Source organism: Photobacterium sp. TY1-4 (assembly GCF_025398175.1).
In the GTDB taxonomy this organism is placed as follows: domain Bacteria; phylum Pseudomonadota; class Gammaproteobacteria; order Enterobacterales; family Vibrionaceae; genus Photobacterium.
In genome coordinates, this window is the sequence record NZ_CP099734.1 from 3,100,869 (window position 1) to 3,127,722 (window position 26,854).

General features: G+C 57.6%; 22 protein-coding genes. 11 read left to right on the forward strand and 11 right to left on the reverse strand.

Annotated features, from left to right (window positions below):
- Positions 1–216: 216 nt before the first annotated feature.
- Positions 217–1,122, forward strand: coding sequence for a bifunctional helix-turn-helix transcriptional regulator/GNAT family N-acetyltransferase (locus NH461_RS14295; protein WP_261600988.1), 906 nt, complete (start codon positions 217–219; stop codon positions 1,120–1,122).
- An 80-nt stretch (positions 1,123–1,202) separates the two neighbouring features.
- Here the strand turns inward: NH461_RS14295 and rraB are convergent, their stop codons facing one another.
- On the reverse strand, positions 1,203–1,601 hold the full coding sequence (gene rraB / locus NH461_RS14300; protein WP_261600989.1) for a ribonuclease E inhibitor RraB: 399 nt from the start codon (positions 1,599–1,601) through the stop codon (positions 1,203–1,205).
- A gap of 876 nt (positions 1,602–2,477) precedes the next feature.
- Between rraB and NH461_RS14305 the strand changes: the two genes are divergently transcribed.
- The 9 genes from NH461_RS14305 to NH461_RS14345 all read left to right on the forward strand — a co-directional run bounded on the left by NH461_RS14305 (position 2,478) and on the right by NH461_RS14345 (position 12,270).
- Positions 2,478–3,923, forward strand: a complete 1,446-nt coding sequence (locus NH461_RS14305) for a YfcC family protein (protein WP_261600990.1) — start codon at positions 2,478–2,480, stop codon at positions 3,921–3,923.
- Positions 3,924–4,645: 722 nt separating this feature from the next.
- Positions 4,646–5,866 (forward strand): arginine deiminase, encoded by a 1,221-nt coding sequence (gene arcA / locus NH461_RS14310; protein WP_261600991.1) that lies wholly within the window; start codon positions 4,646–4,648, stop codon positions 5,864–5,866.
- Between the two features lie 144 nt (positions 5,867–6,010).
- On the forward strand, positions 6,011–6,922 hold the full coding sequence (gene arcC, locus NH461_RS14315; RefSeq protein WP_261600992.1) for a carbamate kinase: 912 nt from the start codon (positions 6,011–6,013) through the stop codon (positions 6,920–6,922).
- 121 nt (positions 6,923–7,043) lie between these two features.
- A complete protein-coding gene (locus tag NH461_RS14320; protein WP_261600993.1) occupies positions 7,044–8,048 on the forward strand; it encodes an ornithine carbamoyltransferase in 1,005 nt (334 codons plus the stop codon).
- A 421-nt stretch (positions 8,049–8,469) separates the two neighbouring features.
- Positions 8,470–9,399 (forward strand): aspartate carbamoyltransferase, encoded by a 930-nt coding sequence (gene pyrB, locus NH461_RS14325; protein ID WP_261600994.1) that lies wholly within the window; start codon positions 8,470–8,472, stop codon positions 9,397–9,399.
- 16 nt (positions 9,400–9,415) lie between these two features.
- A complete protein-coding gene (pyrI, locus tag NH461_RS14330) occupies positions 9,416–9,880 on the forward strand; it encodes an aspartate carbamoyltransferase regulatory subunit (protein WP_261600995.1) in 465 nt (154 codons plus the stop codon).
- 204 nt (positions 9,881–10,084) lie between these two features.
- A complete protein-coding gene (locus NH461_RS14335; protein ID WP_261600996.1) occupies positions 10,085–11,137 on the forward strand; it encodes a serine protease in 1,053 nt (350 codons plus the stop codon).
- A gap of 169 nt (positions 11,138–11,306) precedes the next feature.
- On the forward strand, positions 11,307–11,774 hold the full coding sequence (locus NH461_RS14340) for an arginine repressor (RefSeq protein WP_261602920.1): 468 nt from the start codon (positions 11,307–11,309) through the stop codon (positions 11,772–11,774).
- A gap of 109 nt (positions 11,775–11,883) precedes the next feature.
- Positions 11,884–12,270, forward strand: coding sequence for a Rid family detoxifying hydrolase (locus NH461_RS14345; protein WP_261600997.1), 387 nt, complete (start codon positions 11,884–11,886; stop codon positions 12,268–12,270).
- Between the two features lie 89 nt (positions 12,271–12,359).
- Here the strand turns inward: NH461_RS14345 and idi are convergent, their stop codons facing one another.
- From idi to nudF, 8 genes are all read right to left on the reverse strand, one after another.
- Positions 12,360–12,887: an isopentenyl-diphosphate Delta-isomerase gene (gene idi, locus NH461_RS14350; RefSeq protein WP_261600998.1), complete on the reverse strand. Its 528-nt coding sequence runs from the start codon at positions 12,885–12,887 to the stop codon at positions 12,360–12,362.
- Positions 12,888–12,975: 88 nt separating this feature from the next.
- Positions 12,976–13,704: a 1-acylglycerol-3-phosphate O-acyltransferase gene (locus tag NH461_RS14355; RefSeq protein WP_261600999.1), complete on the reverse strand. Its 729-nt coding sequence runs from the start codon at positions 13,702–13,704 to the stop codon at positions 12,976–12,978.
- Between the two features lie 145 nt (positions 13,705–13,849).
- Positions 13,850–16,114: a DNA topoisomerase IV subunit A gene (gene parC, locus NH461_RS14360; RefSeq protein WP_261601000.1), complete on the reverse strand. Its 2,265-nt coding sequence runs from the start codon at positions 16,112–16,114 to the stop codon at positions 13,850–13,852.
- 124 nt (positions 16,115–16,238) lie between these two features.
- Positions 16,239–18,122 carry a DNA topoisomerase IV subunit B gene (parE, locus tag NH461_RS14365; protein WP_261601001.1) on the reverse strand — a complete coding sequence of 628 codons (1,884 nt, stop codon included), beginning with the start codon at positions 18,120–18,122 and terminating at the stop codon, positions 16,239–16,241.
- Between the two features lie 142 nt (positions 18,123–18,264).
- The gene (yqiA, locus tag NH461_RS14370) at positions 18,265–18,846 is read right to left on the reverse strand and encodes an esterase YqiA (RefSeq protein ID WP_261601002.1); all 582 of its coding nucleotides are present in this window, start codon (positions 18,844–18,846) and stop codon (positions 18,265–18,267) included.
- A complete protein-coding gene (gene cpdA / locus NH461_RS14375) occupies positions 18,846–19,670 on the reverse strand; it encodes a 3',5'-cyclic-AMP phosphodiesterase (RefSeq protein ID WP_261601003.1) in 825 nt (274 codons plus the stop codon). Before cpdA ends, yqiA begins: the two co-directional genes overlap by 1 nt.
- Positions 19,671–19,700: 30 nt before the next feature.
- On the reverse strand, positions 19,701–20,129 hold the full coding sequence (locus tag NH461_RS14380; protein WP_261601004.1) for a DUF1249 family protein: 429 nt from the start codon (positions 20,127–20,129) through the stop codon (positions 19,701–19,703).
- Between the two features lie 26 nt (positions 20,130–20,155).
- Positions 20,156–20,788: an ADP-ribose diphosphatase gene (nudF, locus tag NH461_RS14385; protein ID WP_261601005.1), complete on the reverse strand. Its 633-nt coding sequence runs from the start codon at positions 20,786–20,788 to the stop codon at positions 20,156–20,158.
- Positions 20,789–21,040: 252 nt separating this feature from the next.
- On the opposite strand from nudF, the gene tolC reads away from it, so the two are divergent.
- On the forward strand, positions 21,041–22,321 hold the full coding sequence (gene tolC, locus NH461_RS14390; RefSeq protein WP_261601006.1) for an outer membrane channel protein TolC: 1,281 nt from the start codon (positions 21,041–21,043) through the stop codon (positions 22,319–22,321).
- A gap of 136 nt (positions 22,322–22,457) precedes the next feature.
- Here tolC and hldE read toward each other — a convergent pair whose 3' ends face one another.
- The gene (hldE, locus tag NH461_RS14395; protein ID WP_261601007.1) at positions 22,458–23,888 is read right to left on the reverse strand and encodes a bifunctional D-glycero-beta-D-manno-heptose-7-phosphate kinase/D-glycero-beta-D-manno-heptose 1-phosphate adenylyltransferase HldE; all 1,431 of its coding nucleotides are present in this window, start codon (positions 23,886–23,888) and stop codon (positions 22,458–22,460) included.
- Positions 23,889–23,933: 45 nt separating this feature from the next.
- Complete coding sequence (gene glnE, locus NH461_RS14400) at positions 23,934–26,795, reverse strand: bifunctional [glutamate--ammonia ligase]-adenylyl-L-tyrosine phosphorylase/[glutamate--ammonia-ligase] adenylyltransferase (RefSeq protein ID WP_261601008.1); 2,862 nt, start codon at positions 26,793–26,795, stop codon at positions 23,934–23,936.
- Between the last annotated feature and the right edge of the window lie 59 nt (positions 26,796–26,854).

Sequence of the window (26,854 nt, forward strand, 5' to 3'; positions counted from 1 at the left end):
AAAAAAGACTGGGTACCGCCCAACCAGCCCCAATCAAACCAGCAGAAATTATCACACAACAAGCGCAACAATGCTCATAGTGATATTGAAAAATACAGGGATAAGAGCCACTTGCGTACGCAGATCACCGGAAGCTTCCTGCGCCGCTTGATCTAATTGCGACACACAACTAAACTAAGTTGCGAATCACAACCAAATAAGCCCATGAGGTACTGAATGGACGCAAACACCCTGAGACAACTCTCCCGCCAGCTGGTCCGTCAGTTGGGAATGCTGGACGGCCAGTGCGGCAATATGGCCTTAACGCCGGTCCAGGCCCACACCCTGATCGAGCTGGCCGACCAACCCGCCACGGTCAACGAGATGGCCACCCGGCTGCAAGTGGATAAATCGAACGCCAGTCGCAATCTGGCAGTCCTGCTCAACCAGCAATGGGCCGAAACCCGGCCTAACCCGCAAGACGGGCGCAGCCAGATCTACCAGTTGACGCCGCAGGGCGCGCAGCAGCTTGAGCAACTGCACGGCGTGCTCAACCGCGAGGTGGATGCATGGCTGGCACAAATGGATACCGATGAAGTGGCGCTGCTGGGCCGGAGCCTGTCGCGTTACAGCAAATCAATTCAGGCGGCGGCGAAACAGGCCGGCTATCAGATCCGCCCCATCACTGCGCTGGACAATGCCGCTGTGGCGGCGGTCATTCGCCGGGTCTCAGCAGAATACGGCCTGACCGCCGACAAGGGATATGGGGTTGCCGATCCGACTTTGGATCAGATGAGCGCCGTTTATCAGGGCGACGGCTGTGCTTACTGGGTGATTGAGCATCAGCACCGGATCCTCGGCGGCGGCGGCATTGCCCCGCTGGCCGGGGAAGCGACGCTGTGTGAGTTGCAAAAAATGTACTTCCTGCCCGAACTACGCGGCCGGGGGCTGGCCCGCAAGCTGGCGGTCCAGGCCCTGCGTTTTGCCCGGGCGCAAGGCTACCGCGGCTGTTATCTGGAAACCACCGCCAATCTGAGCGAAGCCATCGCACTTTATGAATCCCTTGGCTTTGTCCGGATCCCGCAAGCGCTGGGCAACACCGGCCATGACGCCTGTGAAGTGCGGATGCTGAAAACGTTCTAGGCCGCCAGCGCTGAGCGGTGCGATCAAAAAAAGCTGGCCCGGGCCAGCTTTTTGACATTCAGAGATAATCGCCCGGAAGCTTACGCGTCGTCGTCTTCCGCGTCTTCATCTTCTTCGCCCGACTCGAAGTAAGTCCCCCAGCCGTCGTAATCAATCTCGTATTTTTCAGCCAGTTGGATCAGCTTTGCCGCCTGCTCATCGATCAGCTCCGCATTCAGGGCAGATTCCATCACAGCATCAAAACAAACCACTTTGCCGCCACCGTCTTCCGGGGCCAGCTCCAGCTCTTCGGCTTCCATCACTTCAAAGCCCATTTTGAACGCTTCAACCGCTGCGGCTTCCAGCTCTTCAAACGTATCGGCTGAAAAATGGTGCTCAATAGAATACAGGGCATCCGGATCACTGCCATCTTCCAGCAGGGCCGCAATAATCTCGCGGGTTTCTTCCTTCTGCTCTTCAATCAATTCAGCATAAGTCATGGGTTCACTCCAGCTAGGCATAAAATTTTCCGCAAATATGGCACGGATTGCCGCCAATTACCATGCTGACAGGCAAATTTGATATGTATCAAACAAAGACCGGATTTTCCGCCTCCGGCTTCCGGACGCCAAACTGCATAATATTCCCGGCGACCACTTTCCCGTCCGGCGTGATCCCCATCTTTACCCATCAAAACAGCATAGCCAGATCCCGGTGCGCCGCCGCTCGGGACGCATGGCCTGACCCGGTAGCATGCAACGACAGGGCCGATTGCATAAAACCAACCTCGCCAGGCATTCCCCAACAGCATAATCACGCACAACCGTCCTCAAAATACCCTCACCGTCGCAATCGGTGGTTCTGCCGCCACATTCGTCCGGCAAAAAAGTGTGAAGCCCTCCAAAGTTAAACCGGATCAGTCGGCTTAAAATCATCGCAGATAACAAAAAAAGCAGACTCGCCGTTCAGCGGTGAGCAGTGAAACAATAGAGAGATACGATCATGAGAAAATTCCATTCTGGCCCCGGTCGCCGAAGGCGATCCTTACCGCGCCGCCTCCGCTGCGTACTGACGCCGACCAGCCCACGGTGTTGCCAGGGCGCCCCCTTGGCAACACCGCGGTGCAGCGAACGGCTCCCGTCAGCGTAGAGGCGACTTCAACCGCACACGTCCGTTTCGGCTTGCGCTCAGCCCTCAATCGCTGAACCAGCCACCGGATCCCTTGCCTGACCCGCACCGGGCACAGGCAAACCGCACCCCAATCTGTACTGGGCCAAACCCGCTTTGGCATCCAGAGAGCACTGTCATGCCGGTCAACGGGCCGGCGCACAACATGACCAGAGGTGTGCCGCGGCACACTCGGTAAGGAGATGACAATGACGACGCAAACCGTACACAAAGAAGAAAAAGGCGGCTTCTTTGCCAACTTCAAGTTCCCCTCCGCCTACACCATTCTGTTCGCCCTGATTGCCCTGGTGGCCCTGATGACCTGGATTGTCCCGGCCGGGCAATACGAGCGGGTGATGAACGAAGAGCTGGGCAAGCAAGTGCCGGTCACCGGAACCTACCAACCGGTCGACAGTAACCCGCAAGGGGTGGTCGATGTCCTGCTCGCCCCGATTGACGGCTTCTACGACCACAACAGTTACGAAGCCGCCGCCATCGATGTCTCCCTGTTTATCCTGGTGATAGGTGGATTTTTGGGCCTGGTAACCAAAACCGGCGCCATTGATGCCGGGATCGAGCGCGTCACCGCCCGCCTCAGAGGCCGGGAAGAGCTGATGATCCCGATCCTGATGGCCTTGTTTGCCGCCGGCGGGACGATCTACGGCATGGCGGAAGAATCCCTGCCCTTCTATACCCTGCTGGTTCCGGTCATGATGGCTGCCCGGTTTGACCCGCTGGTCGCCGCAGCCACGGTCCTGCTGGGCGCCGGGATCGGCACCCTGGGCTCCACCATCAACCCGTTTGCCACGGTGATCGCGGCCAACGCGGCCGGGATCCCGTTCACCGATGGCATTCTGCTACGCGTCGCCATCCTCGCCATCGGCTGGCTGATCTGCGTCTGGTACGTGATGCGCTACGCCAAAATGGTCCGCGCCGATCAAAGCAAATCCATCGTCTACGACAAGTTCGAAGAAAACCGGGCCCATTTCCTCGGCAACCAAAGCGAAGAAATGCTTGAGTTCACCCCGACCCGCAAAGTGATCCTGACCATCTTTGCCGCGTCCTTTGGCATCATGATCTACGGGGTCGCCGTGGCTGGCTGGTGGATGGCGGAGATCTCCGGCATGTTCCTCGCTTCCACCATCATCATCGGCCTGATTGCCCGCATGAGTGAGGAAGAGTTTACTTCGAGCTTTATTGATGGGGCCCGCGACCTGCTGGGCGTTGCCCTGATCATCGGGATTGCCCGCGGTATCGTGGTGATTATGGACCGGGGGATGATCACCGACACCATCCTGAACTCGGCCGAGCATGCCGTCACCGGCCTCTCCTCGGTGATCTTCATCAATGTGATGTACTGGCTGGAGATCCTGCTGTCCTTCCTGGTACCGTCTTCATCCGGCCTCGCAGTCCTGACCATGCCGATCATGGCACCCCTGGCTGATTTCGCCGGCGTCGGGCGGGAGCTGGTGGTCACGGCGTATCAGTCTGCCTCCGGCATCGTTAACCTGATGACCCCGACCTCCGCAGTCGTCATGGGGGGGCTGGCCATCGCCCGGGTGCCTTATGTCCGGTGGGTCAAATGGGTGGCGCCGCTGCTGGGGATCCTCACGGTCCTGATCATGGCGATGCTCAGTGTCGGGGCGATGCTCTAACCCCGAATATTGAACATTGATAGCTTAAAACCGCCTGCGGGCGGTTTTTTTATATCCTTTCCCCGGTCTGAAATATCTCGTCAGATTCAACTCAAAAATCACACCTCAAATATAAAGACAAAAACCCTCTCACCAAAATCATAGTCCAACCCCAAAATATACGCCCCAAAAATTAGCCCAGAAATAAATAAAAAACTCATTGCTAAATAATAAACCCATATATCCCCGGAAGTAGCATCACGATTTAATTCATGTATAAAAACTACAAAAACAGCTCGTTAAAAATTAAAAGGAAAAATATTTGTTATCAAAAAGAAATATTCAGCCGGGGTTGATATAGCTAGCTAAAAAAAGTGCATAAGTTCATCCTGCTCATCACTTTCGCTTGTGGCAATAGAGTGAATAAACTTCCACCCGCAATCAGGTAGACCATAAAAACCAATCAAAAACAACAACATAAACTCAACCCCGCATTTAAATATCGCCAAATCGCCCATAAATACCCGGTCATTGAAACTCAATAACACCTGCATAGATAATGTTAATAAAATCTATTTCCAGCCACTTTAAACAATAATCAAATTGTGACCCACCTCTAAGACCCCAAGGTTTGAAAGCGTAGAATGAATAACAGAAACAAAGCGGAACAATAATAAAAACCGTGAAATAAAACTCCTACAAATAAACCAGTCACCCTGGAAAAATAATAGAGAGAAACGATCATGAGTAAATTCTACGTAGGTTCTGAAATTGGTCAATTACGTCGCGTTCTTGTTCACCGTCCGGAACGAGCCCTCACGCATTTAACCCCATCGAACTGTCATGAATTATTATTTGATGATGTCCTGGCTGTGGAACGTGCCGGTGAAGAGCATGATGCCTTTGCCCAAACCCTGCGCGATCAAGGCGTCGAAGTTTTCCTGCTGAGCAATCTGCTGGCTGACACCCTGGCCGTCCCGGAAGCCAAAGACTGGCTGCTGAGCACACAGGTTTCCGACCTTCGCCTGGGCCCGCGTTTTGCCAATGACGTCCGCTGCTTCCTGGCCGATCTGCCGCATCAGGAGCTGGCTTCCATTCTGCTGGGCGGCCTGAGCTATGCAGAGCTTCCAATTCAGTCCTCTTCGATGATGCAAAGCATGTACGATGCACATGACTTCATTATCAAGCCCCTGCCAAATCATTTGTTTACCCGCGACACTTCCTGCTGGGTGTATGGCGGTGTCTCCATTAACCCGATGGCGAAACCAGCCCGCCAGCGCGAAACCAACCACCTGCGGGCGATTTACCGCTGGCACCCGACCTTCGCCGGACAAGACTTCATCAAATACTTCGGCGATGAAGAAAAGAGCTACGACAAATCCACCATCGAAGGCGGCGACGTACTGGTGATCGGTAAGGGTGCTGTCCTGATTGGGATGTCTGAGCGCACCACCCCGCAAGGCGTCGAGCAACTGGCGTCCAGCCTGTTCAAACACGGCCAGGCCAAGCAAGTCATCGCCATGGAGCTGCCGAAGCACCGCTCCTGCATGCACTTAGATACCGTGATGACCCATATGCGGGAAGACACCTTCTCGGTCTACCCGGAAGTGGTGCGCAAAGACCTCAAATGCTGGAGCCTGACCGGTGATGCGAGCGGCACCGTGAACGTCAAAGAGGAAGGCTACTTCGTCCATGCGATTGAAAAAGCTCTGGGCGTCGGTCAGTTGAATCTGATCACCACCGGCGGCGACAGCTACGAAGCCGAACGCGAGCAGTGGAACGATGCCAACAACGTGCTGACCGTCAAACCGGGCGTGGTCATTGGCTACGAGCGGAACGTCTACACCAACGAGAAATACGACAAGGCCGGGATAACTGTCCTGCCAATCCCGGGGGATGAACTGGGCCGCGGCCGCGGCGGCGCACGCTGCATGAGTTGCCCAATCGAGCGTGACGGTATTTAAGCGCTGCAGTTTTGAAACACATGAGGATTGGAACGTGACAGGCGCCAACCTGACACGTAGTCAACCCAAAAGCAGTCAACCCGAAAAAAGATGGCCGGCACCACGTCTGCCGGCCCTGACCAAACGATGAAGAGAGACGATCCCATGACCAAACAAACCGTCGTTGTCGCCCTCGGTGGGAATGCCCTGCTCCGCCGCGGCGAGCCACTGGAAGCTGATATCCAACGGCAGAATATTGCGACCGCCGCCAAAGCGATTGCCGATATCGCCACCGAATACAATGTCGTACTGGTTCACGGCAATGGTCCGCAAGTCGGCCTGCTGGCCCTGCAAGGACTGGAATACAAGCAGGTGAATCCTTATCCGCTGGATGTACTGGGCTCCGAAACCCAGGGGATGATCGGCTATATGCTGATGCAAGAGCTGAAGAACCTGCTGCCGGATCAGCAAATCTCCTGCATGCTGACCCAGATGAGCGTCGATCCGAACGATCCGGCGTTTGCCAATCCGACCAAGCCGATCGGTCCGGTCTATGACGAAGCCGAAGCCCGGACATTGGCAGAAAAATACCACTGGACCGTGAAACCGGATGGCCCTTACTTCCGCCGTGTGGTGCCGAGCCCGCTGCCAACCGGCATCATCGAAGATGAGGCCATTACCACGCTGATTAACCAAAACCATCTGGTGATCTGCACCGGTGGCGGCGGGATCCCGGTCAAAGAAGAAAACGGCAAGCTGGTCGGGGTGGAAGCGGTGATCGACAAAGACATGTCGGCAGCTTTCCTGGCCAAGCAGCTCGGGGCCGATGCCCTGCTGATCCTGACCGACGCCGATGCCGTCTACCTCGACTGGGGCCAGCCAACCCAGAAAGCACTGCGCAGCACCACCCCGACTGAACTGGCGCAATACCAGTTCGACGCCGGCTCCATGGGACCGAAAATCGAGGCTTCCTGCGAATTTATTCGCCAGGGCGGCAAGCTGGTCGGCATCGGCTCGCTGGAAGACGGCCTGAATATCCTGAAAGGTGAAGCCGGAACAAATATTATTTCAGAATAACAGAATAGTTATTCACAAATTCACCCAAATACGTTACACATGACACAGACGCACCGGCCAGGCTTGAGACGGATCGCCATGGCCGGGACAGAGAGATACCGATTATTGAGAGGAATACACCATGGCTTTTAATCTTCGCAACCGTAACTTCCTGAAACTACTCGACTTCACACCACGCGAAATTCAACATCTGCTCGAGCTGTCGGCCGAGCTGAAAAAAGCCAAGTACAACGGGTATGAGCAGCCACGCCTGACCGGCAAGAACATTGCGCTGATCTTTGAAAAAACCTCCACCCGTACCCGCTGCGCATTTGAAGTTGCCGCCTTCGACCAGGGTGCCCAGGTTTCTTACCTTGGCCCATCCGGTTCACAAATCGGCCACAAAGAATCGATGAAAGACACCGCCCGCGTCTTGGGCCGCATGTATGACGGCATCGAATACCGCGGCTTTGGCCAGGCCATCGTCGAAGAGCTGGGCCAGTATGCCGGCGTGCCGGTATGGAACGGCCTGACGGACGAATTCCACCCGACCCAGATTCTGGCCGATTTCCTGACCATGCAAGAGCACGGCCGCGGCAAGCAACTGCACGAAATCACCTTCGCCTACCTGGGCGATGCCCGTAACAACATGGGGAACTCCCTGATGGTCGGCGCCGCGAAAATGGGGATGGATATCCGTCTGGTGGCTCCGAAAGCCTTCTGGCCGGAAGACGCTCTGGTCGCGCAGTGCCGCGAGATTGCCGCGCAGACCGGCGCCAAAATCACCCTGACTGAAGATGTGCAGGAAGGCGTGCAAGGCTGTGACTTCCTCTACACCGACGTCTGGGTCTCCATGGGTGAATCCAAAGAAGCCTGGGAGGAGCGGGTGAAACTGATGACGCCGTATCAGGTGAATATGGATGTCATCAAAGCCACCGGCAACCCGCATGTGAAATTCATGCACTGCCTGCCGGCGTTCCACAACGACGAAACCACCGTCGGGAAGGAAATTGCAGAGAAGTACGGTATGGCCGGCCTGGAGGTCACCGAAGAGGTGTTTGAGTCTGAGCATTCCATCGTCTTCGATGAGGCCGAAAACCGCATGCACACCATCAAAGCAGTCATGGTGGCAACCCTAGGCAACTAAGCGCCCCGCCACCGTCCATGCACCCGCCGTCCCCCGATCCGGCGGGTGCATTTTTCTTCACGCCCCCAAAGAACAAAACCACGTTAAACCACTGAATATCAAGCCGTTGTTGCCATTTGTTATGCGCTTTTCTCTCTTGCCCAAATGCATAAATTTCCGCCCGGTGAATAGTTTTGGCAAACGCTTGCGCTCACAAAAAATGGGCGTATAATCCTCCGCAATTTGTCAAAAGGGCACGGAAAAATGAACCACGTTTCGCAGTACAACCTGACGCGAATCCGCCGAATCTCGGCGCTGGTCCCGTTTTTCTGTTTTTACCATTTTGAAAAAAGAGCCTCCTGATTTTAGGGGGCTTTTTTTTGTCTGCAGCCAGCATCAGTGCAGAATCGTGTTCAGTAATTAATCATAGGGAATAGCAGCCATGGCGAATACGTTGTTTCAAAAACACATCATCTCCATTCCGGAACTCAGCCGAAGTGAACTTGAACTTATTGTGGAAACCGCAGGGCAACTGAAAGCAACGCCAAATCCAGAGCTGCTGAAAAACAAAGTCGTCGCCAGCTGCTTTTTCGAGCCGTCGACCCGCACCCGCCTGTCTTTCGAAACGGCCATCCAGCGCCTCGGCGGCTCCGTGATCGGCTTTGATAACGGCGGCAACACCTCGCTGGCGAAAAAGGGCGAAACCCTGGCCGACTCGGTTCAGGTCATCTCCTCCTACGTTGACGCCTTTGTCATGCGCCACCCGCAGGAAGGGGCCGCCCGCCTGGCATCCGAGTTTTCCAACGGCGTACCGGTGATTAACGGCGGTGACGGCGCCAACCAGCACCCGACCCAAACCCTGCTGGACCTGTTCAGCATCTACGAAACTCAGGGCCGTCTGGATAACCTCAACGTTGCCTTTGTCGGCGACCTCAAGTACGGCCGCACGGTCCACTCCCTGACCCAGGCACTGTCGAAGTTCAACAACATCAACTTCTTCTTCATCGCCCCGGAAGTACTGGCAATGCCGGACTACATCTGCGAAGAGCTGGACGAAGCCGGGATCAGCTACAGCCTGCACAGCAGCATGGAAGAAGTGATCCCGCAGCTCGATGTGCTGTACATGACCCGGGTCCAGAAAGAGCGGTTTGACGAGTCTGAATACGCCCACATGAAAGCGGCCTATATCCTGACCGCCGACATGCTTCAGGAAGCCCGCGACAACCTGAAAGTGCTGCACCCGCTGCCACGGGTCGATGAAATCACCGTGGATGTCGACAAGACCCCGTATGCCTACTATTTCCAGCAAGCCGAAAACGGCGTGTATGCCCGCCAAGCCCTACTGGCCCTGGTACTGAACGAAGCCATTTAAGCAGGAGATGAACATCATGACCAAAGAAACCCAACTGCAGGTTGAAGCGATCAAAAACGGTTCTGTGATCGACCATATTCCGGCCAACGTAGGCATCAAGGTGCTCAAGCTGTTCAAAATGGACAGCACCAATCAACGCGTCACCGTCGGTCTGAACCTGCCGTCTTCTGCCCTCGGCGCCAAAGATCTGATCAAGATTGAAAACACCTTCCTCAGCGAAGAGCAGGCCAACCAGCTGGCGCTGTATGCGCCGAAGGCCACAGTGAACCAGATCGAAAACTACGAAGTGGTGAAAAAGCTGACCCTGGCACTGCCGGAGCAGATCCACGGCGTGTTTAAGTGCCCGAACACCAACTGCATCACCCACGGTGAGCCGGTCGACAGCAGCTTCACCGTGCGGACCAAGAAAGAAGATGTCCAGCTCAAGTGTAAATACTGCGAAAAAGTCTTCTCCCGCGAGATCGTGACCGAGTGTAACTAACCGGCCCGATTGTCCCGGCAACCTTGTCAACAAGCTAAGAAAACCGGCTCACCTGTGAGTCGGTTTTTTCATTCTCATTTCTAACGCGAAATCCCGCGGCCTCTCCCGCTACCTTTGTACCTGATAACTCCAAAATAAGCGGCGCGGATGCGCCTGTTCCCCCGGCCGGACACAACGGGCCCCTGAGATTCAGAGGAACACGGCATGACGTTGTTGGTACACCTGAAGCGATTTCACCGCCCCTCACGCACCGGGCTGTGCCTGAGCGTCTGCATGCTGGCCAGCTGCGTCACGAGTAACGGGCCGGTCAGCCCGGCCAACCCCCACCAAGCCAACCAAATGGTTGTGGTCGGCATCCCGCTGCTGCTGGGCGGATTCGGCTCCGCGGTCCCCGTCAATGACCAGTACATGATCACCGCCAAGCATGTCGCCAGGCTGTCGTGGGATTTCGAGGTGATCCACCATCCCTTCTGTGATCTGTCACTGATCCGCCGCCGCGCCGATTTTATTCCGACCTGGGGACTGATCTACCCGGATCAACCCGTTTCGCACCACGGCCATTCACTGCTCGGCAACACCATCAAGGGCAAGGGGAAATATCTTCAGGACGTGATTGATACCAACACCGACTGCCTGTATTCCCTCAGCGACGCCCCGGTCATGTCAGGCATGAGCGGCGGCCCGGTGTTCAACCAGTACGGGGATATCGTCGGGATCACCGTCGCGATCGTCAACAATCCCGAGGATCTGCGCAACCTGCGCCCCGCCCGGCGCTATAGTCAGTTTGTCCCGGCGACCCTGATCTTTGACTGGCTTGATGCGCTCGGTATCGCCACCACCGCTGCCACTTCGGAACTGGCGGCGATCCAGGTGTCTCCGTACGTGCGCCGGCTCAACCGACCGGGAGTGACCCCAACAGAGCTGGCCCAAACGAAGCAGCCCCAAACAGAACAGAGCCGCATCGACGGCTTAACCCCCGCCGTATCCGACAGTGCTGCGGCACTACGCTCCCCGGCCCCGGTACACCACGAGCCGCTGGCAACCCCGCAAACCGGCAGCCGGATCCCGGTCGCCCCGGCCTATCTGCCCCCGGGCCAGCACAGCGTACCGGCCAGCAATGCCGAAGCCCTGTCCGGACTCCGGCCGCAACCCGAGGACGACACCCAGCTGGCTGCCAAGCCTTCGGGGACACCAGCTTCGCCGCCGTTCAAGCGTCGGTATTTATTCGGCGGTTCGGAATATAATGCCGATCAGTAATGCTCATTACGGAATATTATTTTGGTGACAGGGGTCAAGAAACCCTGTTTTCATTATTGATATGATGCTTATGCAAAGTCATGCAACCTGAACATACCTGAGACGATCCCTGTTCCTGAAATGAATGAGAGAGGAGTTGCCCGTGATTGGAGCCCATTCGCACGGCGCGATGAATGCATTTCCCCCCGATGAAAATATCGCTGCGGCCTGTAAGCGCCTGCTTCAGCAACAAAGCTTTACCACCCAGGATGACATCCGCCAGCGGCTGATCGACCTGGGCTATGACGATGTCAGCCAGTCGACGGTTTCACGGCTACTCTCGCGCCTGGGCGTCGCCAAAATCCCGAACGCCTACGGCAAGAAGGTCTACTGCCTGACGGTCGAAAGCGAACCGGTCCAGGTCGGCTCTTCCATCGCCTCGCAAATCGAATTCATTACCCACAACCAGCTGGTGGTAGTGGTCAAAACCCATCCCGGCAGTGCCCAGCTCGTGGCCCGGCTCATCGATATCCAGCCCCATGCTGAAATTCTCGGCACGGTCGGCGGCAACGATACCGTGATGGTTGCGCCGAAAGACATCACCCGGATCGAGCAATGTGAGCAAGTGGTCAAGGCCCGGCTGGGTATCCCAAACTAGCATAAAAAATCCTGCGGCGGTCACAGGAAAATACTTTGACCTCAACCGGTTTGAGCTGCACACTAAAGCCCTCTCAAATTCGTTGTAACTGACTGAGTAAGGACAACCAATGACTCAAGTACTACACACCGATCAGGCACCGGCAGCGATCGGCCCTTACGTTCAGGGCGTTGATCTGGGCAATATGATCCTGACTTCCGGCCAGATCCCGGTCAACCCGGCCACCGGCGAAGTTGCCGAGGATATCGCCGAGCAAGCGCGTCAGTCTCTGGAAAACGTGAAGGCCGTGGTTGAATCATCGGGCCTGAAAGTAGCCGACATCGTGAAGATGACGGTCTTTGTCAAAGATCTGAACGACTTCGGTATCGTAAACGAGGTGTACGGAAACTTCTTTGACGAGCACAACGCGCCGTATCCGGCCCGCTCTTGTGTGGAAGTCGCACGTCTGCCGAAAGACGTCAAAATTGAAATCGAAGCGATTGCGGTCCGTAAATAAGCGATCGCCCGGTTGTGAATAACGCGGTAAAACGTGATAAAAAAAGCTGTCTTCGGACAGCTTTTTTTTTGGTTCATTTCGACGGACGGTCAGTGTGCCTGCACATAGGCCAGTACCTGCGGGAACCAGGCCGTGAACTGCTCCGGCGTCTCTGCCACCGCCTGCACCAGTTCTTGTTCCGGCCACCAGCGATGCGCCATCACCTCATCCGGGTTCGGGACCACTGCCAGCGAAGAAACACACGCCACCAGCACATGGTCCAGCTCATGCTCAATCAGCTGGTTGTCCAACTCGGCACGGTAGACAAAACGGGCGATGTCTTCCAGCTGCGCCACTGTGGTGATCCCCATCTCTTCCGACAAGCGGCGGATCCCGGCCTGAGCCAGGGTTTCTTCCCGGCGCGGGTGGGAACAACAGGTATTGGTCCACAGCCCCCCGCTGTGATATTTGCCCAGCGCGCGCTGCTGCATCAGATACGCCCGCCCTTGTGGCGTCTCACGATACAGCAACACCGAAAATGCCAGGTGCAACGCACCCTCCCGGTGAGCCTGCATTTTTTCCCGGGCTCCCAACACCCGCCCCTGCGGGTCGACTAATACTACCTGCTCTTGTGCCATATTCTCTCTGGATCAATTCACAAACAAAAAGGACACGCCCCGCATGTCCTTTTGTGATTTTCGCTGTTGCCAATCATAAGCTTAGCGGTTACTTGTTGGCTGCACGCTGAACCGCTTCGGCATTGAGGGCTTCCAGCTTGGCGGCCATCATCTCATGGCAGGTATTCGACAGATGGCGGACGTCTTCTTTAGTGTAGCCTTGTGTGGAGACCGGCGGCATCACTTCCACAATCACCACCCCGTTATCCCAGCGGTTCATCTTCACGTGCTCTGTCGAACTGCAGACAATCGGCACCACCGGCACACCGGCGCCAATCGCCGCGTGGAACGCCCCGGTTTTAAACGGCAGCAGACCACGGCCGCGCGAACGAGTCCCTTCCGGGAACATCCACACCGACACGTTGCGCTGTTTAATTTTCTCAACCACCTGACCGATGGTCCCGGCCGCTTTGCTGCGGTTGGCACGGTCAATCAGGATGTTACCGCTCAGCCAGTACAGCTGCCCAAACAGCGGCGTCCAGGCCAGGCTTTTCTTACCCACCGTCACCGTACGCGGCATCACCGCACCGGAGACCGTGAACAAATCGAAATTGTTCTGATGGTTCGCCACATAGACGCTCGGCCCGACCTGATCGGCCCCGTCAGCGTAGCGGATTTCCAGCTTGATCCCAAACACCCGGGACATCTTGCTGAACAGACGACCGAAGGTGTGCACGTGCTTCGGGTTCCGTGGGCTGAGCAGGCAATAGCCACAGCCAAAAACAAACATCACTACGGCAAACACAGCAACCGCAATCATTCGCAAGACAAAAATCATGTAACTCTCCTCAGCGTACAAGCGTTCGCTAGTATACTCAGAGAGCAGGAAATTACACCTCTTTCGTGGATAATTTACGCGCGCTTGGCTTTCGGGCACAAAAAAGCCCTCCGAAGAGGGCTTTGCACATCATCGTGCTGCGGGTTTAGGCCTCGTCACTGCCGCCCGGCAGCTCGATTTCCATCCGGGTCACCCGCTGCAGACCGCGGGGCAGCATAGTTCCGCGACGACCGCGCTCACCGCGGAAGTTGTCCAGATCGGACGCTTTCAGTCCCAGCTTGCGCTTACCGGCATACAGCGTAATGGTCGCATTGGCCGGCAACACCGCCAATTGCGACAAATACTCCTCACGGGCCTTGGAGCGGGCCGCCGGAATATTGATGATCTTATTGCCCTTGCCCTTACCGAGCTGCGGCAGCTCTTTGATCGGGAACAGCAGCATCCGGCCTTCATTGGTGATCGCCAGGATCTCATCCTGCTCGAGATCCCCAATCGGCTGCGGCGGCATCACCTCGGCACTTTCCGGCACCGTCAGCAGGGCTTTCCCGCTCTTGTTCTTCGACACCATTTCAGCGGTCTTACAGATAAAGCCATAGCCGGCATCCGAGCCCATCAGCCATAGCTGGCTCTCTTCGGCCATCAGTACCTGACGCATGCTGGTGCCCGGCGACAGGTTAAGTCGGCCGGTGATCGGTTCGCCCTGGCTTCGGGCCGAAGGCAAAGTATGCGACTCCAGCGCGTAGCTGCGACCGTCGGTCGCCAGGAAAATCGCCGGTTGGTTGCTCTTGCCACGGGCATGGGCCTGGTAGCCGTCCCCGGACTTGTAGCTCAGCGTGGTCGGGTCCACATCATGCCCTTTGGCATGACGGATCCAGCCTTTTTCCGACAACACTACAGTGATCGGCTCACTCGGCACCAGATCACGCTCGGTCAGCGCCTTAGCTTCTTCCCGCTCGATCAGTGGTGAGCGGCGATCATCACCGTACTTCTCGGCATCCGCCAACAGCTCTTTTTTGAGCAGCGTATTGAGGCGACGCTCGGAGCCCAACAGTTTCTCCAGCTTGTCACGCTCTTGCGACAGCTCGTCCTGCTCGCCGCGGATCTTGATCTCTTCCAGCTTCGCCAACTGGCGCAGCTTGATTTCCAGGATCGCATCGGCCTGGATCTCCGTGAGGCCGAACCGGGCCATCAGCTCGGCCTTCGGGTCGTCCTCGGTCCGGATAATCTCAATCACCTCATCAATGTTGAGGTAAGCGGCCAGCAAACCTTCCAGGATATGCAGGCGGGCATTGACTTTATCCAGACGGTACTGCAAGCGGCGGCGCACTGTTTCACGACGGAAGATCAGCCACTCGCCGAGAATATCCATCAGCCCTTTCACCTGCGGACGGCCATCGAGCCCCAGCATATTCAGGTTCACCCGGTAGCTCTTTTCCAGATCGGTCGAGGCAAACAGGTGGTTCATCAGCTGCTCGCAATCGACGCGATTAGAGCGCGGGACGATCACGATCCGGGTCGGGTTCTCATGGTCCGACTCGTCGCGCAGATCTTCGACCATCGGCAGCTTCTTGGCTCGCATCTGGTTGGCGATCTGCTCCAGCAGCTTAGCGCCGGAGACCTGGTGCGGCAGGGCCGTCACCACGATGTCGCCGTTGTCCTTGTGCCAGACCGCGCGCATTTTGATACTGCCGCGGCCACTGCGATACACTTTTTTCAGCTCGCTTTTCGGGGTGATGATTTCCGCTTCAGTCGGGTAATCCGGGCCCTGAACGAAGCTCATCAGCTCATCCAGCTCCGCCTTGGGGTGGTCAATCAGATGCACCACCGCCTCGGTGACTTCACGGGCGTTGTGCGGCGGGATATCGGTCGCCATCCCCACGGCGATCCCGGTGACCCCGTTGAGCAGGATATGCGGCAGGCGGGCCGGCAGCATTTTCGGCTCTTTCATGGTGCCGTCAAAGTTCGGTACCCAGTCCGCGGTGCCCTGACCCAGCTCGCTCAGCAGCACTTCCGAGAAACGGGACAGGCGCGATTCGGTATAACGCATCGCCGCGAAAGACTTCGGGTCATCCGGCGCCCCCCAGTTGCCCTGGCCGTCCACCAGCGGGTAACGATAGGAAAATGGCTGCGCCATCAGCACCATGGCTTCGTAACAGGCAGAATCACCGTGCGGGTGATATTTACCGAGCACGTCACCGACGGTCCGGGCCGATTTCTTATACTTGGCCGTCGCCGACAGCCCCAGCTCGGACATCGCGTAGATGATCCGCCGCTGCACCGGCTTGAGGCCGTCACCGATAAACGGCAGGGCACGATCCATGATCACGTACATGGAGTAATTGAGGTAGGCGTCTTCGGTGAACTTCCGCAGCGGAAGCTGTTCCACGCCATCCATTGAGACATCAGTCATCGTGGGGTATTCCGTTCAATCATTCTTGGTCGCCGCCGGTACCGGGTACCGACGGCGTATATCTTGGGTCTGCAGGCGCAATGGCAGCCGTTGCGGAATGGCCCCCGAAACCGGGGCCATCCCCTCACACTTCGGCCATGTCTCCTTTCGACTGCAGCCAGTGGCGGCGATCTTCCGCCCGCTTCTTGCCCAGCAGCATGTCCATCATCTCCGCAGTCTGCTGATCGTCATCAATCGTCAGCTGAACCAGACGTCGGGTATTGGGATCCATGGTGGTTTCGCGCAGCTGCAACGGGTTCATCTCACCCAGACCTTTAAAGCGCTGTACGTTGATCTTGCCGCGCTTGCCGCTCAAGCGCTCCAGCACGCCTTCTTTCTCGGCTTCATCCAGCGCGTAGTAAACCTCTTTGCCCTGATCGATCCGGTACAGCGGCGGCATGGCAATAAACACGTGGCCGGCACGCACCAGCGCCTGGAAGTGCTTCATAAACAGCGCGCACAGCAGGGTCGCGATATGCAGTCCATCGGAGTCCGCATCCGCCAGCACACAGATTTTGCCGTAGCGCAGACCGCTCAGGTCGTCGCTGTCCGGGTCGATCCCCAGTGCCACGGAAATATCATGCACTTCCTGCGAAGCCAGCACCTGATCAGCCGAGACTTCCCAGGTATTCAGAATTTTACCGCGCAGCGGCATGATGGCCTGGAAGTCGCGATCCCGGGCCTGCTTGGCAGAGCCGCCCGCCGAGTCCCCCTCGACCAGGAACAGCTCGGTCCGGCTGAGATCCTGCTGCGAGCAGTCCGCCAGTTTACCCGGCAGCGCCGGACCGGAGGCGATTTTCTTGCGCACCACCTTCTTGCTGGCACGCATCCGGCGCTGGGCGTTGGCAATACACACTTCGGCCAGTTGCTCGGCCAGCTGCGGGCGCTCGTTGAGCCACAGACTGAAGGCATCTTTCACCACCCCGGAGACAAAAGCGGCGCACTGACGGGACGACAGGCGCTCTTTGGTCTGACCGGCAAACTGCGGATCCTGCATTTTCACCGACAGCACATAGGCACAGCGATCCCAGATATCATCGGCGGTCAGCTTGACCCCGCGCGGCAGCATGTTGCGGAATTCACAAAACTCGCGCATGGCATCGAGCAGGCCCTGACGCAGGCCGTTGACATGGGTCCCGCCCTGCGCAGTCGGGATCAGGTTGACGTAACTTTCCGTCAGCAGCTCGCCGCCTTCCGGCAGCCACAGCAAGGCCCAGTCGGCCGCTTCGGTCTGGCCGCTGAACGCGCCGGTAAACGGCTCTTCCGGCAGCAGGGTGTAGCCCTTGACGCCTTCGGCCAGGTAGTCTTTCAGGCCGTCTTCATAGCACCAACTCAGGATTTCATCATTGACCTTGTCGGTGAAGACGATCTCCAGCCCCGGACACAGCACGGCTTTGGCCTTGAGCACGCTTTTCAGGCGGGAGACGGAGAATTTCGGGCTGTCGAAGTATTTGGCATCCGGCCAGAAATGGACCCGGGTTCCTTTGGCCCGGCGGCCACAGGTGCCGATCACTTCGAGCTCAGAGACCTTGTCCCCGTGCTCAAAAGCAATCTGGTAGATCTGACCATCGCGCTTGACGGTGACTTCCACCCGGTTCGACAGAGCATTGACCACTGAGATCCCGACCCCGTGCAGACCGCCGGAGAACTGGTAGTTCTTCCCGGAGAATTTACCCCCGGCATGCAGCTTACACAGGATCAATTCAACACCGGACACCCCTTCTTCCGGGTGGATGTCCACCGGCATCCCCCGGCCGTCATCAATCACCTCAAGGGACTGGTCGGCATGGAGGATCACTTCGACTTTGCGGGCATGGCCGGCCAGCGCTTCATCGACACTGTTATCGATGACTTCCTGACCAAGGTGGTTCGGCCGCGCCGTATCCGTGTACATCCCGGGACGACGCCGTACGGGCTCGAGGCCATTGAGAACTTCAATGGCGCCAGCGTTATAGCTCTGATCTGTCATAGTTTACGGAAATTTACGAGAAAATTTTTGCCACAATACTCAGTAACCCCAGCCCGGTTGTCAAGCTGAGGGTATAGATAAGGGCCACAATTGTGAGTCGCGCTCCACCCGCCGGGCCGCTCTCAGCACCGGTCAGGTCAGGTTATAACCCGAGGAACGCAATGATGTCTGAGGGAAAACGATCGAATCCGACGAAACTGTGGTCGCCACCCGGCTCCACGGTCTGTTTGCAAGCGGCATATTTGGCCACCGCCTGGCGGTAATCCAGTACTTCGTCGCCTTCCTGCTGCAACAGCCAAAAATTCGCGGGCGTGGCCAGATCCGCCACATCCAACTGCCGGAGTTCATCCATATGCTGCGGTTGCAGCACATAGCGTTCGCCGGTATACGGGTTTTCCTGCTCGCCCAGATAATCGACCAGCAACTCATACGGTTTCACCGCCGGGTTCACCAGCACCGCCGGCAAGTCATAACGCTGGCTAAGCCAGGTCGAGAGATAGCCGCCAAGCGAGCTGCCCACCAGGCCAATCCGGTAGTTCGGCAAAGCAGACGCGACCAGCTGGTCGATCAACTCAGCCGCCGCTGCCGGATAACACGGCAGTTGCGGGATCTCGACCCGAATATCCGGCCGGTGCAGGCGGCAGTAGTGGGCCATCTGCTGCGCTTTGAGCGACTGCGGCGAGCTGTTAAAGCCGTGCAAATACAGGAGCAGGGACGGTTTCATCAGTAGCCTCCGGCATCAAACTGCGGCTGAAACTGATCGCCCGCGATCCGGGACACCTGGGTGATCACCTCGCCCTGGTTGGTCAGCTCCAGATAGCGCCAGCCCGGATTTTTCGGATCCAGCGCAAAGTCGTGTGAATCAGGCAGAAACTGAATACAGGTCGACGGTGTCGCCAGCACCCGCACCCCGCGGCACAAACGGTCCAGCTCCTGGTGAATATGGCCGCACAAAATGGCCTTGACCTGCGGGTACTTGTCCACCACCTGCCAGAATGCCTCGGCATTGTGCAGTTTGTGCTGATCTAACCAGGCGCTGCCGGCTTCCAGCGGATGATGGTGCAGCAGCACCAGCGCATGGCGCTCCGGATGGGCGGCCAGCGCCTGATCCAGCATGCTGAGCTGGGCCGGGCTGAGTTCGCCGTGCGGCACGCCCTGAACCTGGCTGTCGAGCAGGATCACCTGCCAGTGGGCTCCGGCCAGCACCTGCTGACACGGCTTGATCTGCGGCGACGGCAGTACGGCGGTCATACTCGGCTGATAGTCATGGTTCCCCGGCAGCCAGAAACACGGCTGGGGCCAGCGGGCAATCCCGTCACAAAAGCGCTGATAGGACTGCTGGGAGTGATCTTGCGAGATATCACCCGTGGCCACGACTGCATCAAACGGCCGGGCAGCCGCGTCCACAGCATCCAGCACCGCGTGGAAACTGTCCCGGGTTGCAACACCCAGCAGACTACCTGCCGCATCGGCAAATAAATGGGTATCGGTAATTTGGAGGAGAACCACGCTGTCGGGGTTCGTCTGCGGCAGAGAATACGTCTGCAAAACGTCAAAAACCTTGTTTATTTAATACTGTTAACAAACCGATTGCTTGCTGATCCCATGCCGGAGGCAATAGGCCAGCCAGTCTCCCAAAAAGCGATTAACCTGATGCTTTTCATCTTGTTGATGCATTCGCAAATTGGGGTAATCATACCGCGGCTTCAGCCGGGAAATCTGCTGGGCGGTACACACTTCTGCGACTCTGGCATCATGGTATAACCGGACCGTCAGCCGGGGGATCAGATACAACGGCAGCTCCCCGTCCGAGCGCTGCCACAGCTCAACCAGCGTGGTATAACGGGTTGATTCGGTGATCGTCAGTTGGTACTCCAAGTCACAAACCTGGTAGACGCACACGTCTCCTACCTGATCACTTTTAGGCAGTAATGGGAGCAGCTTCGCATAGTTGGTTTCATACAGTCGCATGATACCAGCGAGATCCACGGTGTATCGTTTATTCAATCGGAGTCCTTAAGCCTGTGGACTGGTTACTGAGTTTTTGCCTGCAAGTCTAAATAGTTTAGTTGCAACCATTGTAGCGCAATGATTGAGGCGGCATTTTCAATTTTACCAGATTCTACCCACTGGAAGGCTTGCTGACGGGAGACTACACGGACCCGGATATCTTCTCCCTCATGAGCCAGACCATGGATCCCGGCGGCCTTGCTGCTGTCGACCCGGCCGACAAAGATGTCCAGCGTTTCCGAGCAACCGCCGGAACTGGACAGGTAGCGGGTAATTTTTTTCAGCCCGCTGACCGTGACCCCGGCTTCTTCGACCGCTTCCCGGCAGACCACGTCTTCGGCACTCTCGCCCGGCTCGATGATCCCGGCGACAATTTCCAGCTGCCACGGGGCACAATCCGCGGCCAGGGCACCCACCCGGAACTGCTCAAGCAGTACCACGGTGTCGGTCTTCGGATCATAGGGCAGCAGCGCCGCGGCCTGGCCGCGCTCAAACAGCTCCCGCTCCAGCGGCGCACTCCAGCCCCCGGCGAACAATTTGTGGCGCAGGCGATATTTCACCATCCGGAAAAATCCCTGGTACGCCGTCTCGGTGGACAACACCTCGACATCCGCCTTGCTGAAGCCGTCCTGGCCTGTAGATTGCTTATGACTCATGCGGTTATCTCCCTTTGCCTTATATCTTTTCATTCATAGCCGCCGGCAGCAATGGTTTAATTCAACATTTATGACAAATATTATGATTTTTTTTAAGTCCAAATTTAGAGTTGGATAGATTACAATCACCTATGAGAAAATACATCAGGTTAAATTCAAGTAAAATATGAGCGATGATCAGTTTCAGGCAAGGTTCCTGGGTGTAGACTGACTATCTTTGCACTGTTTTTGTCAGGATCAGGAAAGGCATCAATGAAAAAATTGCTTCCGCTTATTATTAGCGTCGCGCTTGGCGGCTTGAGCCAAGCTGCTCTGGCGGATGATCTCGCCGAGATCTACCAACAAGCCAAACAGAATGACCCTCAGCTGCTCCGTGCTGCTGCCGATAGAGATGCAGCGTTTGAAGCGATTAATTCATCCCGCAGTCAGCTGCTCCCACAAATCAACCTCGGTGCCGGCTATACCGTGGCCCGCATGGACGGTGATGATGAAGGCTTCAACGGCGGTCTGACCCTGAGCCAATCCCTTTATAACCGCGCTAGCTGGGTCAACCTGGACATCAGCGAGAAGCAGGCCCGTCAGAGCGATGCCTCGTATGCGGTCTCCCAACAAACCCTGATCCTTCGGGTGGCCAATGCTTATTTCGACGTACTGCGTGCGATGGACAACCTGGAGTTTGTCCGGGCAGAAAAAGCCGCGGTCGGTCGCCAACTGGAGCAGACCAAGCAACGCTTCGAAGTCGGTCTGTCTGCCATCACAGACGTGCATGATGCCCAGGCCCAGTACGACAGCGTGCTGGCCGATGAGATTCTGGCAGAGAACAGCCTGACCAACAGCTACGAAGGGCTGCGTGAAATTACCGGCCAGGCCCACACGGACCTGAGCATTCTCGACACCAACCGCTTTTCGGCCAGCGGCCCGAAAGCACGGGTCGATCAGCTGATCAAAGATGCGGAAACCGAGAACCTAAGCCTGCTGACGGCGCGTATTACCCAGGATGTGGCCCGCGATCGGATTTCGCTGGCCGAAACCGGTCATCTGCCAACCCTGTCGTTTGACGCCGGTTACGACTACAACGAATTCAATCACTCGGATGACGGCACCCTGAGCGCCGGGATCAACCTGAAGCTGCCGCTGTATACCGGTGGCCGCGTGACCTCTGAAGTGAAACAGGCGCAATTTGCCTACGTCTCGGCCAGCGAAGGCCTGGAAGGCTCCTACCGCAGCGTGGTGAAGGACGTCCGCGCCTTCTACAACAACATCAATGCTTCGATCGGTGCCCTGCGTGCTTACCAGCAGTCAGTGGTCTCTGCCCGCTCTGCGCTGGAAGCCACCGAAGCCGGTTTCGATGTCGGAACCCGGACCATTGTAGATGTGCTGGATGCGACCCGCCGTCTGTATGATGCCAACCGTCAGCTGGCCAATGCCCGCTACGACTACATCATCAGCCAGCTTCAGCTGAAGCAAGCGGTCGGGACCCTGAGCGAGCAGGATATCCTCGACGTCAATGCCGGTCTGACCGAAGGGAAATAATCCAATCTTCCGGCCTCCCGGTTGACATCGGGAGAAGCAGCCGGGAGCAGCAGCCGAATAAAAAAAGCGCCATCAGTGATGGCGCTTTTTTGTTGCCCGCAACCTCAGGTCGCGGAACGGGAACCAACGGGGGCGATTAGCCGCGTCCGCCGCGGATCGCTTCGATGATCTCCGTCGTCGAGCAGCCGTCTTCAAAGTTCAGGACTTTGACTTCGCCACCGGCAGCAATCACTTCCTGACCCCCGGCAATTGCTTCCGGCTTGTAATCCCCGCCTTTCACCAACAGGCTCGGCAGAATTTCACTGATCAGGCGCTGCGGGGTTTCCTCGCTGAACGGTACGACCCAATCAACAGCCCCCAGCCCGGCCAGCACGGCCATCCGGCGATCTTCCGGATTCACCGGACGTCCCGGACCTTTCAGCTTCTGCACCGAGCTGTCAGAGTTCACCGCCACAATCAGGCGATCGCCCAGCTTGGCCGCTTCATTGAGGTAAGCCACGTGACCGGCATGCAGAATGTCGAAACAACCATTGGTCATCACCACTTTCTCGCCCCGGGCACGCGCGGCTTTCACCGCCTGCTTGAGCTGCGCTTCGCTGATCACGCCGAAGCCGCTGTCCTGACTGCCGTGAATCGCATCGGTCAGCTCGATGGTCGACAGCGTCGACGTCCCCAGTTTACCGACCACGACACCAGCGGCGGCATTGGCCAGCTTACAGGCATCCGACAGCGATTTACCGGCCGCCAGCGACGCCGCCAGCACCGAAATCACAGTATCACCGGCACCGGTCACATCGTAAACTTCCTTCGCCTGAGTCGGCATGTGCAACGGCGCCTGACCTTTCTGCAACAGGGTCATCCCGTGCTCACTGCGGGTGACCAGCAGGGCTTCAAAGTCAAACTGCTCGATCAGCCCCAGGCCTTTTTCAACCAGGTCATCATCGCCGTTCACTTTGCCGACCACCGCTTCGAACTCCGACAGGTTCGGCGTCAGCAAAGTCGCGCCGCGATAGCGCTCGAACTCGGTCCCTTTCGGATCCACCATCACCGGCACACCAGCCTGGCGGGACAGCTGGATCATCGCCTGAACGTGTTCCAGTGCACCTTTGGCGTAATCCGACAGGATCACCGCTTTGACATTCGGCAGGGACTGCTGCAGGCGCGGCAGGATCAGGTCGGCATTCACATCGTGAAAACCTTCTTCAAAATCCAGACGGATCAACTGCTGGCCGCGGCTCATGACCCGCAGCTTGGTGATCGTCGGGTAATCCGGCAGCGACACGAAATCACAGCGCACGTCCAGAGATGATAACTTTTCGGTCAACGCCTTGGCCGCTTCATCAATGCCGGTCAGACCGACCAGACGGGCGTGACCGCCCAGGGCTGCGATATTCATCGCGACGTTGGCCGCGCCGCCCGGACGCTCTTCGATCTGATCGACCTTCACCACAGGCACCGGTGCTTCCGGCGAAATACGCCCGGTCGGGCCGTACCAGTAGCGGTCCAGCATCACATCACCCACCACCAGCACACCTGCTTGATCATAATCAGGAAGTGTCAGTTTCATTATTATCTCCGGGATAGAAAAAACGGAAAAATACTACCACAAGCCCTAACCGTCTGCATCTGACGGAAAGCACTGCTGCCAAATCTGCGCCACCGTATCACGCTCGACCCGGAACTGCTCCTCCGGCACATAGGCCGGCAGCCCCAGCAGATTGAGACGGTGGATCTCATCACGCAGGTGACAATAGGCCTGCTTCAAAGCCGCCGCCTGCGCCGGACTGAGGATGTCACAGTCGGCCATGGTTTCAAAAATCCGGATATTGTCCGACCAGCGAGTCAGTGCCCGCTCACCGCCGGCATGGCACAACACCAGGTACTGCGCGATGAATTCGATGTCGGTAATGCCGCCGACATCCTGTTTCAGACCAAACATGCCCGGCTTTTTGCTGCCGAGGTGGTCGCGCATTTTATGGCGCATCGACACCACCTCAGTCTGCAGGGCCGCCGCCTCGCGTGGTTGCATCAGCGTCGCCTGGCGCACCTTGGCAAAGGCCTGCTGCAACGGTTGATCGCCGTACACCATGCGCGCCCGGACCAGGGCCTGATGCTCCCAGGTCCAGGCTTCCTGCTGCTGATACGCCGAAAAGGCATCGATGGTGCTGACCAGCAAGCCGGAAGCCCCGGACGGACGCAGCCGGACATCCACTTCATACAGCACCCCGGACGCCGTCCGGGTCGAGAACAGGTGGACAATCCGCTGGGCCAGGCGCAGGTAAAACTGACGACCGTCAATCTCTTTCGGTCCGTTGGTATAGATATGCTCCGGGCAGTCATGGAGGAACACCAAATCCAGATCCGAGCCGTAGCCGAGCTCCCAACCGCCAATCTTGCCGTAGCCGAGGACGCCGAATCCCTTACCGTCCCGATCCTGCAGGTGGGTCGGCTCGCCGTATTTCTCTGCCATCTGCAGCCAGGCCTGGTTGACGACGGCGGCAATAATAGCTTCGGCCAGATAGGTTAAGTGATCACTTACTTTCATCAGCGGCAATGCCCCGGCAATATCCGCCGCCGCAATCCGCAGCAACTGAGCCTGCTTGAACTGGCGGATCGCTTCCATCTGCTGCTCCATATCCTCTTCCGGGATCCGGGCCAGGTACTCGCGCAGTTCGTCCTGGTACTGATCCAGCGGCGTCGGATGATACAGATGTTGCGGGTCGAGCAGTTCATCGAGCAGGATCGGGTACTGGGTCAGCTGCTCGGCCACCATCGGGCTGGCCGCACACAACCGCACCAGCTGATCCAGCGCCGCCGGGTGCTCGCTCAGCAGCTCCAGGTAGGTGGTTCGGGTCGCCACCCGAACGATCAGCTTGGTAACCCGTCCCAACACATGCACGGCATCGGGCCGGGTGGTGATCCGCGCCAGCACCTCCGGCATCAGCTTGGCCAAGACCTCGCGCCCGCGCGGGCCGAGGGTCCGCTTGGACAGCTCGGCTTTCATTCCCAGCAGGATACTGGTCTGGCTGGCACCGTCCGGTGCCGCCAGCTCATCAAAAATACTCAGCAGCACCTCTTCATTTTTCACCATCGCCCACATTTCGTGGAACCGGGCGTCAATCGCAGCCTGCTCTTCATCTTCGTCGCTGCCGATGATGTGCTCAAACACCTGGTGAATTGCTGCCATCTGGCTGTAAATCGCCTGGTGCAGGGCCGCCCAGTCTTCATAACCGAGCGCCGCGGCCAGCCGCAGCTGATCCAGCGGCTTATCCGGCAGGGTCTGGGTTTGCTTATCATCAATGGCCTGCAGCAGATTCTCAACCCGGCGCAGGAAGCTGTACCCTTCCACCAGGGCATCCACCTGCGCCGCCGGCAGCAACGCCAGCTCCCGGACCGTGGCCAGTGTCTCAAACAGCCCCCGATGGCGCAGGCCCGGCTCGCGCCCGCCGCGGATCAGCTGGAAGGACTGGGCGATAAATTCCACTTCCCGGATCCCTCCGGCCCCGAGCTTGATATTGTTGCTCAGGCCCCGGCGCCGGACTTCACTGCTGATCATCGACTTCATCCGCCGCAGCGACTGAATGGCACTGAAATCAATGTAGCGGCGGAACACAAACGGCCGCAGCATCTGGCGCAGCGCCTGGTAATGACTGACACTCTCACGCCCCATCACCCGGGCTTTGATCATCGCGTAGCGCTCCCAGTCGCGCCCCTGCTCCTGATAGTAATCTTCCAGCGCCGCGAAGCTCATCACCAGCGGACCGCTGTCCCCGAACGGGCGCAGCCGCATGTCGACCCGGTAGCAAAAGCCGTCAAACGTCTGCTGGTCGAGCACCTTGATCAACCGCTGGCCGAGCCGGGTAAAGAACTGTGCATTGGCCAGGCTGCGCCGCCCGCCCTGGGTTTCGCCGTTTTCGGGATAAGTGAAAATCAGATCGATATCCGATGAGAAGTTCAGCTCGCCGCCGCCCAGTTTGCCCATGCCGAGGATCAGCATCGGCTGCGCCACCCCATTAGCATCGGTGGGCGTGCCCCACTCCTGGCTGCACTGGCGATACAGCCAGAGGTACGCTTCCATGATCAGCGCTTCAGCCAGTTGGGACAAATGTGCCAGGCTCTGCGTCAACGTGGCTTTGCCGGTAAAATCACGCCAGGCAATCCAGACCATTTCCTGACGGCGGAACTGACGCAACAGGCGCATCAGGCTGTTTTCATCGGTTGCCGCGGCGAGCCGCTCGGCCAGCGTTTCCCGGTAGGTCGTGGCATGATCGTCATCCTCAAGATGCTGCGCCAGCCAGGGCAGCAGGTTGCCGTCCCGGACAATCGACGCGGCGACAAAATCACTGTACCCCAGCACCTGATGCAACTCGGCCTGGCGCTCGGCCGGCCAAGCCGCCCAGAGATCCGGATGGGCGTGCTCGATGTTGTGGCGTGCCTTGTCAGCGGCAGCAAGTAGTAGATCAGGCTGGGTCATTGCGATTCCTTTATTCTGATTCCCGGCAACGCGGTCAACTTGTCCTAAGGGTTTACCAT